The 16,677-nt window shown below is 47.7% G+C and carries 13 protein-coding genes; all 13 read left to right on the forward strand.

From position 1 onward, the window contains the following. Positions 1–198, forward strand: a 198-nt coding sequence (locus ASF12_RS23495) for an IS3 family transposase (protein WP_155973409.1), incomplete at its 5' end; no start/stop codon positions are given. 1,056 nt (positions 199–1,254) lie between these two features. Continuing rightward, positions 1,255–1,530: an acyl carrier protein gene (locus tag ASF12_RS23500; protein ID WP_056040811.1), complete on the forward strand. Its 276-nt coding sequence runs from the start codon at positions 1,255–1,257 to the stop codon at positions 1,528–1,530. A gap of 3 nt (positions 1,531–1,533) precedes the next feature. Then, on the forward strand, positions 1,534–2,733 hold the full coding sequence (locus ASF12_RS23505; protein ID WP_056040164.1) for a beta-ketoacyl-[acyl-carrier-protein] synthase family protein: 1,200 nt from the start codon (positions 1,534–1,536) through the stop codon (positions 2,731–2,733). A gap of 55 nt (positions 2,734–2,788) precedes the next feature. Further along, positions 2,789–3,211, forward strand: coding sequence for a 3-hydroxyacyl-ACP dehydratase FabZ (gene fabZ / locus ASF12_RS23510; protein WP_056040166.1), 423 nt, complete (start codon positions 2,789–2,791; stop codon positions 3,209–3,211). Positions 3,212–3,266: 55 nt separating this feature from the next. After that, positions 3,267–4,442: a beta-ketoacyl-[acyl-carrier-protein] synthase family protein gene (locus ASF12_RS23515; protein ID WP_056040168.1), complete on the forward strand. Its 1,176-nt coding sequence runs from the start codon at positions 3,267–3,269 to the stop codon at positions 4,440–4,442. A 4-nt stretch (positions 4,443–4,446) separates the two neighbouring features. Continuing rightward, positions 4,447–5,187 (forward strand): 3-oxoacyl-[acyl-carrier-protein] reductase, encoded by a 741-nt coding sequence (gene fabG / locus ASF12_RS23520; RefSeq protein ID WP_200931664.1) that lies wholly within the window; start codon positions 4,447–4,449, stop codon positions 5,185–5,187. Between the two features lie 42 nt (positions 5,188–5,229). Further along, positions 5,230–5,505, forward strand: coding sequence for a phosphopantetheine-binding protein (locus tag ASF12_RS23525; protein ID WP_081418995.1), 276 nt, complete (start codon positions 5,230–5,232; stop codon positions 5,503–5,505). A 56-nt stretch (positions 5,506–5,561) separates the two neighbouring features. Continuing rightward, the gene (locus tag ASF12_RS23530) at positions 5,562–7,346 is read left to right on the forward strand and encodes an ABC transporter ATP-binding protein (RefSeq protein ID WP_056040172.1); all 1,785 of its coding nucleotides are present in this window, start codon (positions 5,562–5,564) and stop codon (positions 7,344–7,346) included. Between the two features lie 4 nt (positions 7,347–7,350). Further along, positions 7,351–9,138, forward strand: a complete 1,788-nt coding sequence (locus tag ASF12_RS23535) for an ABC transporter ATP-binding protein (RefSeq protein WP_056040174.1) — start codon at positions 7,351–7,353, stop codon at positions 9,136–9,138. Positions 9,139–9,202: 64 nt separating this feature from the next. Then, positions 9,203–11,230 (forward strand): carbamoyltransferase family protein, encoded by a 2,028-nt coding sequence (locus ASF12_RS23540; protein WP_056040175.1) that lies wholly within the window; start codon positions 9,203–9,205, stop codon positions 11,228–11,230. Positions 11,231–11,290: 60 nt separating this feature from the next. Then, entirely contained in the window at positions 11,291–13,315 is a 2,025-nt protein-coding gene (locus ASF12_RS23545) for a carbamoyltransferase family protein (RefSeq protein ID WP_056040177.1), read from the forward strand. 9 nt (positions 13,316–13,324) lie between these two features. Further along, entirely contained in the window at positions 13,325–14,050 is a 726-nt protein-coding gene (locus tag ASF12_RS23550) for a thioesterase II family protein (RefSeq protein WP_056040179.1), read from the forward strand. A gap of 46 nt (positions 14,051–14,096) precedes the next feature. Continuing rightward, entirely contained in the window at positions 14,097–16,664 is a 2,568-nt protein-coding gene (locus tag ASF12_RS23555; protein WP_056040182.1) for a non-ribosomal peptide synthetase, read from the forward strand. The last annotated feature ends 13 nt before the right edge of the window (positions 16,665–16,677 follow it).

Consider the following 16,677-nt stretch of genomic DNA (forward strand, 5'->3'; position numbering starts at 1 on the left):
GCTTGTATTGAAGCCTTTCACAGTATCCTAAAACGTGAATTGATTTACTGTAATCCCAAATTTAAGACCAAGCAAGAAGCCTATGAGCAGTTGTATCGGTATCTGGAATTCTTTTATAACCGCAAACGCTCAAACAGCACAATTGGTTATATGTCACCCTTGCGTTTCGAACAGCTTTATTACGAAAAAATAGCATAATGGGCGTGTCCACTCTATTGACAGAAGAGCANCAAACAGCACAATTGGTTATATGTCACCCTTGCGTTTCGAACAGCTTTATTACGAAAAAATAGCATAATGGGCGTGTCCACTCTATTGACAGAAGAGCAGGAAAGCCGCTATTGCCCTATAATCTAGTCAAAATGGCTTTTGGCAGCGCATTAGCGGCTCCTGAGTCCGTAGAATGTGCCAAACCCGTGATTTGGTAGGAATAGCGGCTGCTGTGTCCACCAAGTCTATCATTGTGCAGGGAGTAACCCCTGAAACTCGCTTGAAATGTCCAATTTTTGGGTGATTTAATGACGTATTTTTATGGTATTATGTGGATGGTGTTTGTGGTATATTGGGAATAGTTCCGTTTTTTCCACCGTAAGTGGGCATGCCCCTAGGCATATTCCGCCCCCTCTAGAGCGTCTTTTTGCCTTCACGCAGCTAAGCATATCACTCCAAGGTCCGATAGTATCTCTTGTAAAATGAAATGGGTTTCAAAATTTTTGCACGCTTATTAAGTGCGGAACGACTAGTATCAGCAATTTTTAGAGCGATTTCATTTAAACATCGGCATTTATTCGCCAAAATTAGAACGTGATGACAGCATCAGCGACAAATAAAAGTTACATGATTTGTAACTTAAATCTAAATATGTACATAAAAATAAATATTGTAAAAAAACATAGAATTATGGTATAACTTTATTAACGGCGCTATTGGTTGCATCGACGACCGCATCTTCGTTAAGCAGCATTCCTCAAGAGATATAGTCGTCCACTCCTTTAGCGACACATTCAACTATGAATGATCTTCTCTCAACCCACCCACACCTATTGTTTTCCTTTCTAACGCACATTCATCCAGATGAGTTTGTACTATTGAAGCCTGCTGTTTTAAGCTGCACTGCCTATGTCATTTCCATTTGAGGAGTGAGTGCCGAGCAATGTCTATCCCTAGACAATGAAAGCGCTTTATATTTTGACGGCTATTTATGCTGCCTCTGGAATGACATGCAATCTTTTATCCAATAAAGGAGCTGAAACAATGGAAAACGTACAGCTATCGATTGAAAATCAAATTAAAAACATGATTGTTACTAAGTTTGGACTGGATATCTCCCCGGAAGAAATCAACGATGATGATCCGCTTTTTGATGTTAATGAACAGGGAGAAGGGCTAGACCTGGATTCCGTTGATGCTTTGGAGCTTGCGGTTGGACTGAAGGAGCTTTTTGGCGTTAAGCCGCAAAGCAGCGATATGTCCGTTTTCAAAAGCGTTCGTTCCATAGCGAATATTATCCGCAGCACGATCGGGGATTAATCGATGAGCAGACCGCAAGCCGTAGTAACCGGAATTGGCATCATTGCGCCAGGCGGCTCTAACAGAGAAGCCTTCTTCCAGTCGATTGTGAATGGTGCCAGCGGGCTTCGGGCTCATGAAAAGCTGAAAAAGCTTGGCGTTAGTGGCGAGGTCGCTGGCAGCGTTGACGAGCTGTATCGAGAGATGGAAGAGGATGAGCGGGCCGTTCAAATGACGTATGCCGCACTTGATGAAGCTTTGGCAGACAGCGGGCTGACGAAGGAGGACATCAGCAAGCTGGAAACTAGAGCGGGCTTGTCCCTTTCAGAATCTGTGCCCGGCCATATTAAAACGATGAGATACATTCAAAATAACCGGGAGCAGAAGTGGAATGATCCCGATGGACTGATCGAAATTCCATCTTTGCTCTCACATATTGTTTCGTATATAGATATAAGGGGCCAAGCCTACACAACGATGTCGGCCTGCGCCGCTGGAACTGCGGGAGCAGGAATAGCTCTTGACGCCATTCGCAACGGAATAGCGGATTTAATGGTCGTTGTTGGGGCAGAGCCCTTATCGGACAACTATATTGCCGGGTTTCACAGTCTCCAGTCCATGAGCCTGGGTGGCTGTGTGCCGTTTGATAAGAACAGGGATGGCATGTCACTGGGAGAAGGAGCGGCGGTCTTTATTTTGGAAACGCTTGATGGAGCGAAGGCAAGAGGAGCCCATATTTACGGCGAGCTGCTGGGATACGGCTTAAGCAATGATGCCTATCATATTACAAGTCCCGATCCCGAAGGGGAAGGGGCTGTGCGGACGATGCTGATGGCTCTGGAGGATGCCGGTTTAGAGCCAGGTGACATTGATTATGTTAATGCCCATGGAACAGCGACGGAGCTGAATGACTTAATGGAAATGCGAGCGCTGTCCAAAGTTTTTGGAACCGAGGAGAAGCAGTCCCAGGTTATGATATCTTCAACGAAGGCGGTTACCGGACATTGTTTGGGAGCTGCGGGAAGCGTTGAGCTGGCGGCAACCTTGCTCGCTATAGATCGCGGCATTGTGCCTCCAACTGCATTTCTGAAGGAGCAGCCTGAACCTTTTCAGGAACTCCAGATTGTTAAAGGGAACTATGAGGAACGGTCGATCCAATATGCGATGTCCAACTCATACGCTTTCTTCGGCCATTCTGCAAGTATAGTTGTTGGAAAGGTCTAAGCATCTATCGGCTTGAATTTTCCTTATACACACCACATGCTGGGAGCTGTCATGGATGGAAACCATTGATATTGCAAAAGGCTTGCCTCATCGCTACCCGTTTGTGATGGTAGACCGAATTACCGAGGCCCTTTATATGAAGCGCTCCAAAGGCTACAAAAACATAAGCTATAACGAGCCTTGGACAGTTGGACATTTCCCGGATGAACCTATTTATCCAGGCGTTCTCATGATTGAGACGATGGCGCAGGTCGGCGGATTTATTTTTTACAACGGGGAGAGCGGGGCAGCCCACAAATTTTATTTAAGTGCAGTTAACCAAATCAAGTTTCTACAGCCAGTTGTGCCAGGCGATACATTTGCGGTAGAAGCAGAGTTAGTCGAGTCTTTCCATACCTTTCACCAGATCAAATGTACGGCTTCAGTCGGAGATAAAGTTGTCGCCTCCGGGATGCTGACCTTAAGCTATTCCGATTAAAACAAGCGGTGTTTAGCTGCTTGGAGCATAATTTCATAAATTTGGGAGAATCCATATGCATAAAATATTTGTTACGGCTGTAGGAGCGATAAGCTGTGCAGGGTCCGGTGCAGATGAATATTGGGAAGGCATAAACGCACAGGCGGGAATCAGGCCGGATGAGCTTAAGCTGCCCGTGGATATTCCACAAAATATTGAAAACCGGGTCGCTAGACGGATGGATCGGTTTTCCCGGTTGACCATGAGCGCTTCGAAACAAGTGCTGGATGAAGCTTTGATCGAGCAGGAGCAACTGGATCATAACCGAATTGGTACTGTTTTTACAACGGGATACGGTCCATTGGTATCTAACCTGGCCCTCAGCAATCAAATTTTGTCAGGTGGCGTCGATATGGTTAGTCCGACCGTATTCGCTAGTACGGTATACAACTCGGGAATCGGACATGTTTGCTTGAGTTTAAAGCTAAAGGGCGCGAGCACCGTGTTAACGGGCAGCAATGCGATTGCCTATGCCTCTGATCTGCTCAAAAGCGGCAAGGCGGATGCGATATTATGCGGCGGAGTAGAGGAATATTGCCAAGAGCTGCTTGACTCCTTTCAACAGCAGGATTATACAACTAAGGATGAAAACTATTTGTGCCAGCCTCTGGACGGGAATAGAAGCGGTACGAGAATGACCGAGGGTGCCGCTGCATTGCTGCTTGAGACCGAGAGCGTCTTGGTTCGCAGTCCAGAACGCATCGTGTGCGAGGTTATTGGATATGCAAGTTTAATCGGCAGCGGATACCTAGGTAAAGACCGTGCCGATGCAGATTTTAAGCAATTCGCTCGTGTGATGGATATGGCGCTCAAGCATGCCTCGATTTCTCCGAGCGTTATTGATGGCATTTTGCTGGCTGCCGGAGGCGGACGTTATACTGACAGGGCAGAAGCCAAAGCCATTCATGAAGTTTTTGGGCAGCGTGCCGCTTCCATACCGGTTTCTTCGATTAAGGGAGCAACGGGTGAAACGCTTGGCGCCTCGTTTATGCTGAATGTTGCAGCAGGGGCTCTTGCCATTGCCAAAGGGAGCATGCCTTTAACCGCAGGCTGCACCGAGCCGGATGCCGCTTTAGAGCTGGATATCGTCCATCATGAGCCACGTTTAGGCGATTACGAATATTTATTAGTAAATGGATATGATGTCAACGGATGCTTGCACAGCGTCATCCTTGGAACGGTCCGGAGGTGAGCCATTGAAATTTGCCGATAAAGTCGTCTTTATTACCGGAGGAGCAAGAGGAATCGGATACGCCATCGTACAAGCTTTTGCTAGCGAAGGGGCTACCGTTCTCTTTACCTATAAAAGCAGTGAGGACGAAGCTGCGGAGCTGGAAGCTTCCTTGCAGGAAAATGGGGGCAAGGCGAAGGCGTTTGAGCTAGACGTGTCCGATCATATGAATACGCTTGCTGTAATCGAGGAGGCTGTTCAGGAGTTTGGGAAAATTGATGTGCTGGTCAACAATGCCGGCGTAACGGAAGATGGTTTTCTGATGCTGATGGAGGAAGCCTCTTGGGATAAGGTCATTAATACAAATTTGAAGGGAGCCTACAATTGCTGCAAAGCAGTGCTGCCTTCGATGATCAGCAAGAGGCGCGGAGTCATCGTGAATATTTCCTCCGTTTCCGCATTGGCGGGTGCCTCAAGTCAGACGAATTATAGCGCGTCCAAGGCGGGCCTTATTGGCTTGACTCGATCACTATCAAGAGAAGTTTCTGGAAAAAACATCCGTGTGAACGCCATTGCACCAGGATACATCGTTACGGATATGCTCGGGAAAGTTCCCGATCGCGTGCGCCGTCATTTTGTCGATAAAATTGCCTGCGGCCGGTTAGGCGAGGCTGATGAAATTGCAAAGGTAGCCTTATTTCTAGCTTCTGACGATGCAAGCTACATATATGGACAGACGATTATTGTCGATGGAGGAATGATTTAAGGCAGCCTTGTAAGTGAAAATGAACGATTTTAGGGAGGTTAAATGATGAGTGGAGAAGTAAAAGTAGCGGATTTTAATGCGAGGTTTAATGAAATTTTGCAAAAAAATATTGAGCTGTTGACTATTGATGAGAGTGTATTGCAATCAGATTTAGAAACAGTGGGCCTAAACTCGATTTCCTTTGTTAAATTAATCGTCGCATTGGAAAATGAATTTGATGTCGAGTTTGAAAATGAAATTTTAATTATCGACCATTTTGCTACCTTGGGCCACTTTAAGGACGGCGTACAAAAGCTAGTAGAAGGGCAAGATCATTAATTTTCTCCGCTCGCGGGGCTCTGTGCGGCGATATTACCCTATAGTGGAGGGCAATTATGCAAATAGCAAGTCGTAACTCTGCTTTCGTCTCGATGCGCCGGTTGTTTGTTTTTCTTAAGCCCTATCGGTTTTGGATAGCGCTCAAGCTGATAAGCACGATCATCATAGCGGCAAATGATATTTTGCTCATCTACATTATTAACCTTTTATTTTCGTCCACCCAGACGGGTGATATGGATGGTGTGATGCAGGCTGTAAAATTAATCCTCCTTTTTATAGTGACAGGCATCATTGTGAATTTTTTCAGCGTTTATTCATCGGGACGCTACAGCGCCTTTGTAACCCGAGATTTGAAAAATAAAGTTAGCGAGCATATTAATAAACTCCCTATTTCGTATATGGAAGCTCGCCACTCGGGTGACTTTAGCTCCAGAATGACGAACAGCATCAATCAAATTGAAGGATATATTTACAATGATTTTGCCGCTCTTATTTTTCATATTGTCAGGGTCGTTGCCTGTATAGCGGCTATGTTTTATATGAATTGGCAGCTTACGCTGTTTTGCTTCGGCATGTTGCTGTTTATGACCTTTTTGAGTGAAAAAATCAGCCGCCCGTTAAATCAATATGCGGCAGATGTGCAGCAAAGCATGGCTCAGATGAGCACAGTTGTTCAAGATACAATTGGCGGGATCTATATGATCAAGTCTTACAATCTGGTACAGGTTGTGTATCAAAAGTGCCAGCTGCTGCTTGACAAGCTGCTTGAACATTTTTTGAAAATCGAGAAACGCGTTGCTGCTATTGGGGCACTCAGTGTATTTGTCCGAACGGCTCCGCTGGTTGTGTTCTTTCTGTTCGGTGGATATTTGGTTAGCCAAGGACAGCTTTTAATAGGCGCTTTAATCGCGTTTGTGCAGTTCATCAATTATCTCGTGTCCGGGATGGGAGAAATTCCAAATCAGATTAGCCGATTCAAAATAACAGCTGGCGTTGTCGATCATCTGTTTGAATTGCTCGATGCTGAAACAGAACGGATGGATGGCAAGCAGCCGGAAAACCTCTCGTCGTCAGCTCCTGCGCTTGAATTTGAACAGGTTACTTTTTCCTATGACGAACATTCGAAGGTGCTTGACGAGGTCAGCTTTACATTGCCGCAAGGTAAAACGGTCGCCCTAGTTGGGCCAAGCGGTTCAGGCAAATCGACCATCTTTAAACTTATCACCGGCTTTTATGATTATAAGGGTGGACAAATCAAGCTGTACAACGAGCCGCTCACTGATTGGAAGCTATCATCCGCAAGGGCGCTCATTTCACATGTTTCGCAGGATACATTCCTTTTTCCAGGCTCCATCGCTGAAAATATTGCGTGCACGGATGACGGCTACAGCATGGAAGACGTAGAAAGCGCAGCTAAGCTTGCTAATATCCATGAATTTATACGGGTACTTCCACAAGGGTACGATACGCTTGTCGGTGAACGGGGAGTAAAGCTATCAGGCGGACAAAAGCAGCGGATAGCGATTGCCAGGGCCATATTAAAGGATGCTCCCATTTTGCTGCTGGATGAGGCGACTTCGGCACTTGATTCCGAATCTGAACAGCTTGTTCAACAATCCATTAACCGGATTATGCGAAACAAAACGGTTTTGGTCGTCGCACATCGCTTGTCTACGGTCATGAATGCAGACCACATTTTTGTACTGAACGAGGGGCGAATTGAAGAAAGCGGCACACATGAAGAGCTGCTTGCCAAAAACGGCACTTATTATCGTCTATACAACAATCAGGCAAGCAATCGTGGAGACCAGCCGTACGGGCTTGGTCAAGAGGGGGCGTAGTTGCTTGGAAAAAAGCAATAAACAACAAATCGCGAGACTTGCCCGATTGCTTGGTCGGCGTAAACTATCTTTTATTCTCAGTTTTCTGGGTTTCGGTCTCATGAGCTCAAGCGTATCGATTATTACAGCCATGCTGGTCTCTACTTTTCTCGATGCGATAACGGAGAAGAATATGGATGCGGTTATGACGCTTAGCATCCAGTTCATGCTCATCGTCGTTGCTATGTGCATCCTAACGCCACTTTTCCAATATTGGTACGGTAAAACGGTCAAGACGATCATGAACAGCATGCGGCTTCGCGTCTTTCATCATATGGAGAAGCTTCCTGTTACTTATTACGAGAACAGCCATAGCGGTGACAGCCTGTCCAGAATTACAAATGATTTGCAGACAATGGAAAATGCCTTCTCTGGAGAAGCACTTACGCTTCTTTCCTTAATGGCTACCGGGACAATATCAGCCGTTATTATGTTTTATCTGGACTGGAGATTCGCTGTTGCCATGATTTTTTTAGGACTGCTGTCTACGTATGTGAATGCAAGATACGCAAAGCCGTTTAGAACGATCAGCACCGAAATTCAGGAGCAGTCCGGTGTTCAGCTTGAGCGGTTAACGAATCTCGTTGCTGGCACGCAGGTGAGCAGAACGTTTCAGATGGTCGATGGGATGAATCGCAAGTACAAGGAGACGACGACTCGGCTTGCCGACTTGTTTTTAATGCGAGCGAAAAAAAGCGCCTATTTAACAAGCACCAATTATTTTCTGCTTTGGATCAATAATGGCGGTGCCTTTATTATTGGAGCCTTTATGCTGATTAACGGCCAGCTGACAATCGGCAGCTTGCTGGGGGTTATTTTACTGCTGGAGAACGTAACGAATCTCTTCCGCAATTTAGGTGTTTTCTGGGCCAATTTGCAATCCTCGCTGGCGGGGGCTGACCGGGTATTTGACCTGCTGGATGTGGCAGAAGAACCTGGGCGATACGCAGCTGTCTCGAAGGAAGCTGCTGTCGCAAGCTCAAACGAAGACAATATGCTGAATTTCAAAAACGTATCGTTTGCCTACCACAAAGACGAAAATGTGCTAAACCGCTTGAATCTTCAGGTGGACAAAGGACAGCTTGTCGCGCTTGTAGGGCCCAGCGGGGGCGGCAAAAGCACCATAATGAAGCTGCTGCTCGGCTTTTATCCGTTCTCGGAAGGCGATATTCAAATTGCGGGCAAAAGCTTTGCAGATTATTCGCTTGAGGAGCTTAGGAATAAGATGGCCTACGTTTCCCAGGACCCGTATCTGTTCGAAGGAACGATTGAGCAAAATATCCGCTACGGAAAAATGGACGCCACGACTGACGAGGTTATAGAGGCAGCGCGTGCAGCATTTGCCCATGATTTTATTACGGAACAGGCAGATGGCTACAACACTGTGGTTGGTGAAAGAGGCGTGAGGCTGTCCGGTGGTCAAAAGCAGCGAATAGCCATTGCCCGAGCCATATTGAAAAATGCCCCTATTTTGCTGCTTGACGAGGCAACATCGGCACTGGACAGCGATTCAGAGCTAGCGGTCCAGCAAGGAATCGAGCGGCTGATGGAAGGGAAAACGACGATTGCCATCGCCCACCGGCTGTCCACCATTGAGCAAGCGGACACGATTGTAGTCGTTGACCGTGGAAGGATTATGGAGCAGGGCAAGCATGACGAGCTCCTGGCAGCTGGAGGCGCATACAGCCGCCTGCATCACACGCAGAAGCGAACCCAGGAGTGGATTCCACAGGAACTTCAGCAAGAAGCTTGAGTGCTAGGAGCTGGCGCCAACGTGGCCGCTCACAAAATGTTGAAGAAATAAGGAAGGTGAAATAATGAGGATACTTGGCATTAGCGGGGGGATCGATTTCCCTCATGAGGACGGGTTTATAACGACCATATTGAATTCAGAGGTTCATGATGCTTCAGCCGTATTAATTGAAAATGGGCAAGTTGTTGCCGCCTATGAGGAAGAGCGTCTGAATCGGATTAAGCACACAGGGAAGATGCCTATTTTATCAATTCGCCGTTGTCTGGAGCTGGGTGGAATACGTTTGGACGATGTGGACAAAATCGTCTATTTCTACTCGGAAACCCAGTTTAAATACGAGATGACAACCCACCGACATGAGTATCGGCAATTTCCTTACAGCGATCCGCAGGCGTGGGTGGTCGAGCGACTAAAGCAATTTTTTGATACGGATTTTAAAAAAGAGAATGTGGTGTTTGAAAATCACCACTACTGCCATGCTGCAAGCGCCTATTATATGTCTGGGTTTGAAGAAGCGCTCATCGTTACAATAGATGGTGCTTCATTGGAAGGAAATGCTGGAATTGTGCTTGATGCTGATGGAGATTCGCTCAAACCGCTCGGCCATATTTCCAACGATGACAGCTTAGGTTCTTTTTATACGCAGATTATCGAATTTCTCGGCTATAAGACTCATGATGAATATAAAGTAATGGGACTCGCTCCATATGGAGATCCTTCCAAATTCAGAAGGCTGTTCAAGAAAGCCTTCACTTTGCTTCCTGAAGGAAAATTCCAGCTTAATAGAAGCTTCTATTATGTGCTTATGGATTCAATGTCAAGCCCGCGGATGAAGGGGGAGTTGTTTACACAGGAGCACAAGGACATCGCGGCTGCTCTACAGGAAGCGCTCGAAAACGTCGTCATGCATATGCTTGTCCATTATCAGCAGGCGACTGGGCGCAAGAAGCTGTGCATGGCTGGCGGCGTAGCGCACAACTGTACGTTAAATGGGAAAATTTTGTACTCTGGCTTATTCGACGAGGTGTTTGTACAGCCTGCCGCCCATGATGCGGGCAATGCGCTGGGAGGAGCACTGTTGCAGTCCCGCAAGCTGGCTCCTAGCACACAGACAGAAACGCTGCGGCATCTCTACTGGGGAAGCGCCATTCAGAGCAATGACAGCGTTCTCGAAATTTTGCAGCAGTGGGAGCGATTCATTACATATCGCAAAGTGGATCGTGTTGTCGAAGTTGCGGCTAAGCTTATTGCGGAGGGAGCGGTTATCGGTTGGGTGCAGGGACGCTCGGAGTTTGGCCCCCGGGCGCTAGGCAACCGGAGCATCTTGGCTGATCCGCGTCCAGCGGAAAACAAAAGCATTATTAATGCAATGGTGAAAAAACGGGAGGGCTACCGGCCGTTTGCCCCTTCCATATTGGAAGAGTATGCAGACGATTATTATGTGCTGCCACAGACGAAAGCCCCCTACTCCTACATGAATTTCGTGCTCAAGACGAGGGAGGACAAGCAGGAGCTACTTGGCGCGGTTACTCACGTTGACGGCACGGCGCGCATCCAAACGGTATCTCGTGAAACGAACGAGAAGTACTGGCACTTAATTGATGAATTCCGCAAGCTGACGGGTGTGCCGGTGCTGCTGAATACATCGTTTAACAACAATGCGGAACCGATTGTCGATTCGGAAGAGGATGCGATTGTCAGCTTCCTGACAACCAACATTAACACATTGATTATCGGAGACTACGTCATCGATAAAAAAACGGTCGGCAAGGAAGAGTTTTTGAAGTTTGTGCCAAAGCGTCCATTCAGCTCAGAACTGAAGCAGTCGGTCGGCTATACAGCAGAAGGAAACAAGGAAACCGCTTACGAAATACGCCTCCACTTTGGGGATAAATATAAGACAGCTTTATCGGAAGAGATGTACGATCTGCTAGAGCAATCTGACGGGGAGAAGACGCTGGCAGAGCTGATTGAGCTTGCTGGATGCGGCGGGAAGTCGGAAGAGGATATCGTAGACGAAGTGATCGAATTATGGTCTTTGCGGCTGATTCATTTACGGCCATTTGAAACCGTTGCTCTGGCTACCGTTTAAAGGCTGCATTAAAAAGCGGGGAAGGCAAACCAAGTAAAGTGAATAGGTAGGAGGATGAATATGCTCGTATTAGGTCTTAATGGCGGCATAGAATTGCCGCATGAGGATTTGAAGGTGTTTGGAAACGGCGGAATTGCACACGACTCGGCTGCTGTTCTTATTAAAGACGGGGTGGTGATTGCCGCCTCAGAGGAAGAAAGGCTGAATCGAGTGAAGCATACCGGCAAGGCGCCGCTGCAGACGATCTATTTATGCTTGAAGCGGCTAGGCATTACGTTTGCGGATATTGACAAAGTAGTCATTACGACGAGAGAGCAGGAAACCGACCTGCTTGTGCGGGATGATTTTTTCTATCGTGATTCTCTGCATAAAAATACGAGAGAGCTGCTGGTAGATTTCTTTTACCAGATTGACGGAACGAAATACGATTCGAATAATATCGTTTTTGTTGACCACCACATCTGCCATGCAGCCAGCGCACATTTCATGTCAGGCTTTGATCGAAGTCTAACGGTTACGATTGATGGAGAATCGCAGGAGGGCTATGCCGGCTATATTATAAGCTCCGAAGGTACGAGCTTCAAAATCCTTGACCGCATCACCAATGCCAACAGCTTAGGCTCCTTCTATATTTCGGTTATCCGCATGCTGGGCTATCACCAGCACGATGAATATAAAGTAATGGGACTCGCGCCGTATGGCGATCCAAGCAAATTCAGACGGATGCTCAGAAAAGCGTATGTCCTGCTTCCCGAAGGCAAGTTCAAAATCAATTTGGCCTGGTCTACTGCGCTTTTCGATTTTATGACGCCAAGAAAGAAGGGAGGGCCAATCACTCAGGAGCATATGGATTTGGCCGCCTCCCTGCAGGAGGCGCTCGAAACGATTGTCATGCATATGCTGACGCATTATCAGCAGGCAACCGGACATACGAAGCTTGCCATGGCAGGCGGTGTAGCGCATAACTGTTCGATGAATGGAAAAGTATTATATGCTGGGCTTTTCGAAGAGGTTTTTGTACAGCCTGCTGCACATGATGCGGGCAATGCGCTGGGCGGCGCCTTGTTCGTATCCAATAAATTTGCGCCTGACAAGCCGCTGGAGAAGCTGAAGCATCTCTATTGGGGAAGCGAAATTCAAGGCAATGAGGGCTTGGAGCACATTTTAAAACGGTGGGAACGTTTCGTCAGCTTCCGCAAGGTGGACAATATCGCTGAAGAGACAGCCAAGCGAATAGCGGAAGGGGCCGTCTTCGGCTGGGTTCAAGGTCGTGCCGAATTTGGTCCGCGCGCGCTAGGAAACCGCAGCATTCTTGCTGATCCAAGGCCAGCGGAGAACAAGAGCATTATTAACGAGATGGTGAAAAAGCGTGAGGGATATCGGCCGTTTGCGCCATCTATTTTAGAAGAGCATGTGGGCGACTACTACGAGATGCCGCAGACGAAAGCGCCTTATTCATATATGAATTTCGTACTGATGACGAAAGAGGATAAGCAGCCGCTGCTTGGAGCGGTTACCCATGTGGATGGCACGGCACGCATTCAAACCGTTTCCAAGGAAACGAATGAACGGTATTGGGAGCTCATTAATGAATTCCGCAAGCTGACCGGGGTGCCGATTTTGCTGAACACGTCGTTCAATAACAATGTAGAGCCAATCGTAGACTCGGAGGAGGATGCCATCGCAAGCTTCCTGACGACGAATATCCACTACTTGGCTATCGGCGATTATATGGTAGACAAGAAGGAAGTAGATAAGGCCGATTATTTGCATATGGTACCGACGAGGCTGGTCAATTCCGAATTAAAAAAATCGATCGGCTATTCCGCTGACGGGACGAAACGCACGCTTCATGAAGTCCGACTTCATTTTGGCGATAAGTACAAAAAAGCGATACCGGAGGAAATATTCCTTATGCTCGAGCATTCAGACGGTCAAAAATCGCTGGACGAGCTTGCCGATGAGCTGGGCGGCACCACGCTGACGAAACCGGAAATAGCAGAGCATTTTATTGAGCTTTGGTCGCTCCGTCTCGTTCATCTTAGACCATCCGAGCGCGTAGCAGCCCTCTCGGCTAAGCTGTAAGGCAGCAGGATGAAGAAGCTGAAGCTGCTTGCCTTTCCTTTTGCCGGTGCCTCATCTATGTACTATTACAAGTGGAAAAAACATATTTCTGACCAAATCGATTTCGTGCCTGTGAAGCTTGCAGGCAGGGGCGCCCGGCCAAGAGATCCTTTGTACAACACCTTTGATGAGGCGATTGAAGACGTGTATAAGCAAATCGACAGCATTATTGACGATGGGCCTTATGCTTTTTTTGGCCACAGCATGGGAAGCATGCTGGCCTTTGAATTATCGCATAAGCTGAGGGAGCAGCAACGCCATGACCCTGCGATGATATTCGTATCAGGCAGATGGGCTCCTCATATTCAGAGACCGGATTTGGTCAATCCAAGCACGCCAGATGAGCAGCTGAAAGAGCGTCTGCTGGAGCTTGGAGGAACATCTCCGGAGCTGTTTGAAAACCCGCTGCTTGCGGATGCTTTTATTCCGATATTGCGAGCCGATTTTTATGCAATGGAGTCCTATGTTTATGACAGCAGCAGAGAGCCGTTGTCCACAGCTATTGATGCGATGACAGGCGTGAAAGACTGGGATGTCAATAAGCGGGATTTTGCTGAATGGGGCAAGCACACGACGGGTGAATTTTCAATTCATAAATTTATGGGCGGACATTTTTATATTAATGACAGCTTTGATACGGTCATTCAACATATTAATCGCACATTGCTTAGCAGTGTGCATGAAGCGAGAGCATAAAGCCTTGCGCTGAACCTATAAAACGAATGGGGGTGAGCCAGCGGTTATGGACAAGCACCGGCTCATGCATCATATTTTCGCAGCAAACCGTGAAATGGTTGACCGGGGAATCACATTTATCAACGAGGCAGACGAGGAGGAGTTTGTCTCCTACCGCCAGCTGTACGAGCGTTCATTATGTCTCCTTCATGATTTGCGTCATTACGGGGTACAAGCGGGACACGAGCTGTTATTGCAAATACAGGATAATCGGCTGTTTCTTGAAGTTTTCTGGGCTTGCATACTGGGGCGGATTATCGCCGTCCCGGTAACCGTAGCGACCAATGACGAAACGAAGCTGAAGGTTTGTAAGGTGTGGGGCAAATTAAGCAACCCGCATTTTATGGGCAGTGAAGCGACGATGAAGGGTATGACTTCATTCGCAGAGGAAAGCCAAAAATTTGCTCCTAGCGTGGACGCCATAAAAGGTAGATTTATAGACATAGCATCCTTAAAAGGAGAGAGCAGTGCAGATCTGATGGAGGCTGAGCCGGATGATATCGCCTTTATACAGTTCTCTTCTGGATCGACGGGAGACCCGAAGGGCGTTGTGCTGACCCATAGCAACGTAATGGCCAACGTCGCTGCCATGCAGAAAATATGGCATATAGATGCTGGAGAACGGGTTTTAAGCTGGATGCCGCTTACACATGACATGGGATTAATTGCGATGCATCTATTGCATGCCTATACACAATCCTCGCAGTTTATTATGCGGACGAAGCTGTTTATTCTTAACCCGCTGCTCTGGATAGAGAAGGCGAATAAGCACCGCGTTAATCGGCTGTACAGCCCTAATTTCGGCTATAAATATTTTTTGGCCTTTTATGATCAAGAGCATGACTACGGCTGGGATTTATCTGGCCTTTCCTGCCTCTGCAACGGCGCCGAGCCCATTTCAACGGAAATTAGCGAGCGTTTTATGGAGCAGCTGGCCAAATATAATCTCCCGCAGACGGCCATGAGGCCGGCATACGGGCTTGCAGAGGGAACGGTTGGCGTGTGCTTTACCCCGCAAAATGAGCCGTTCAAGTATGTGGCTGTAGACCGGAGATTTCTCCGGATTGGAGAGACCGTTCGTTTGCTTAAGCGAGGTGAACCGGGCAGCCTGCTTTATGTGGACGTAGGCGGTCCGATTGAAAGCTGTGAAATCATGATTGCTGATGAGCAGGGCAGCCCGCTTCCGATGTCCACAGTCGGTTACATTTTCATTAAAGGGCCGAGCGTCACCAGAGGGTATTACAACGAACCAGAAGCTGCTGAAAGGCAGGCAGACGAGTGGCTGAATACAGCGGATATTGGATTTATGCAGAATGGGCGGCTAATCGTTGTCGGAAGGGCAAAGGACATATTGTTCGTCAACGGGCAAAATGTTTTCTCCCACGACATTGAGAGAGTAGCAGAGGAAGTTGACGGGGTCGAGCTCTGGAATGTGGCAGCCTGTGGAACGGGTGGAACGACTAAGGATACGGAGGAAGCGTGCCTGTTCCTACTCTACAGAGGTAAAAATCTGGAGGCGTTCTGCGAGCTTGCGAGCCGAGTTAAGCAGCATATTCACCGGAAGATGGGCCTATTTATCGACCATGTTATCCCTGTGAAATCGATACCTAAAACAACGAGTGGAAAAATCCAGCGCTATAAGCTGGGCGAGCAATATGCAAGCGGGCAGTTCGATTTCATCATTCATGATATGGAGAGCATCAAGAGCAAGCAGGCTGCCTTCGAAAATACAGAGCAGATGCTGCTGAGGCTCTGCCAGGACTTGCTCGGGCGGGAGCTCGGTATTCACGACCATTTTAATGAGAGCGGAGGCAATTCGCTGATTCTCACCCAGCTTTCCGATGAGCTGGAAAAATGGCATGGCTGCAGCGTATCCGTTCCTGACCTGTACAAATATCCGACGATTGCTAAGCTGACCGCGTTCATCGACCGCGGCGGCAGTCTAAGCCTGCCATCCGTCAGTATGGATGAAGCCTACTTTAACAAAGAGGGCAGCCAGGTCGTTTCAGCCTTTGAGGCTGAACTGGATAACGAAACATGCAGGGTGCTTCAAGCCATAGCCGATGAGGCAAGGACGGACCTCAAGCATATCCTGTTGTCCGGTTTTCTCTATTTGCTAAAGCTGGCATCCGGTGAGGAAACTATTCATGTTCAAGTGGCGGCTGATGAAAATCAGTTCCGCTCGCTGACTATCGATTTTGCAGAGGTGGATTCCTTTGAGAGGCTGATTGAGCTCGCTGCAACGAAGCTGGAAGCCCGCAACGGCAATGGTGATGACAATGGGGACGGCGATGAATCCGTCTATGCCGCTAAGGATTTGGATCGCATTCAGCAAAGTGAGGAGCTTCGGATTTTGCCGCTCTTCGTTATTCATGCTGATGGCTCATCCACCCAAGGCCAATGGCTCGAAGTGTTTGATCTTGTGATCGAGCTTGCAGAATACGATGAGCAAGTTGAGGTGCTGTGCGGCTTTAACTCGCGAAAACTGAAGGAGCACAAAATAAAGGAGCTTTTTACCCAATACATGCTGTTGCTCGCTGACATCGTGGAAAATAGCGATAAGGTTTCGGTCTAGCGAACCGCTGAAG

Origin of the sequence: Paenibacillus sp. Leaf72 (genome assembly GCF_001422685.1) — a bacterium.
In the GTDB taxonomy this organism is placed as follows: domain Bacteria; phylum Bacillota; class Bacilli; order Paenibacillales; family Paenibacillaceae; genus Pristimantibacillus.

Excerpts from the sequence above, each read along its gene's own strand:
- ASF12_RS23500 (WP_056040811.1), top strand. The coding sequence starts at position 1,255 with ATGGAAAACGTACAGCTATCGATTGAAAATCAAATTAAAAACATGATT.
- ASF12_RS23505 (WP_056040164.1), top strand. The coding sequence starts at position 1,534 with ATGAGCAGACCGCAAGCCGTAGTAACCGGAATTGGCATCATTGCGCCA.
- fabZ (WP_056040166.1), top strand. The coding sequence starts at position 2,789 with ATGGAAACCATTGATATTGCAAAAGGCTTGCCTCATCGCTACCCGTTT.
- ASF12_RS23515 (WP_056040168.1), top strand. The coding sequence starts at position 3,267 with ATGCATAAAATATTTGTTACGGCTGTAGGAGCGATAAGCTGTGCAGGG.
- ASF12_RS23525 (WP_081418995.1), top strand. The coding sequence starts at position 5,230 with ATGATGAGTGGAGAAGTAAAAGTAGCGGATTTTAATGCGAGGTTTAAT.
- ASF12_RS23530 (WP_056040172.1), top strand. The coding sequence starts at position 5,562 with ATGCAAATAGCAAGTCGTAACTCTGCTTTCGTCTCGATGCGCCGGTTG.
- ASF12_RS23540 (WP_056040175.1), top strand. The coding sequence starts at position 9,203 with ATGAGGATACTTGGCATTAGCGGGGGGATCGATTTCCCTCATGAGGAC.
- ASF12_RS23545 (WP_056040177.1), top strand. The coding sequence starts at position 11,291 with ATGCTCGTATTAGGTCTTAATGGCGGCATAGAATTGCCGCATGAGGAT.
- ASF12_RS23550 (WP_056040179.1), top strand. The coding sequence starts at position 13,325 with ATGAAGAAGCTGAAGCTGCTTGCCTTTCCTTTTGCCGGTGCCTCATCT.
- ASF12_RS23555 (WP_056040182.1), top strand. The coding sequence starts at position 14,097 with ATGGACAAGCACCGGCTCATGCATCATATTTTCGCAGCAAACCGTGAA.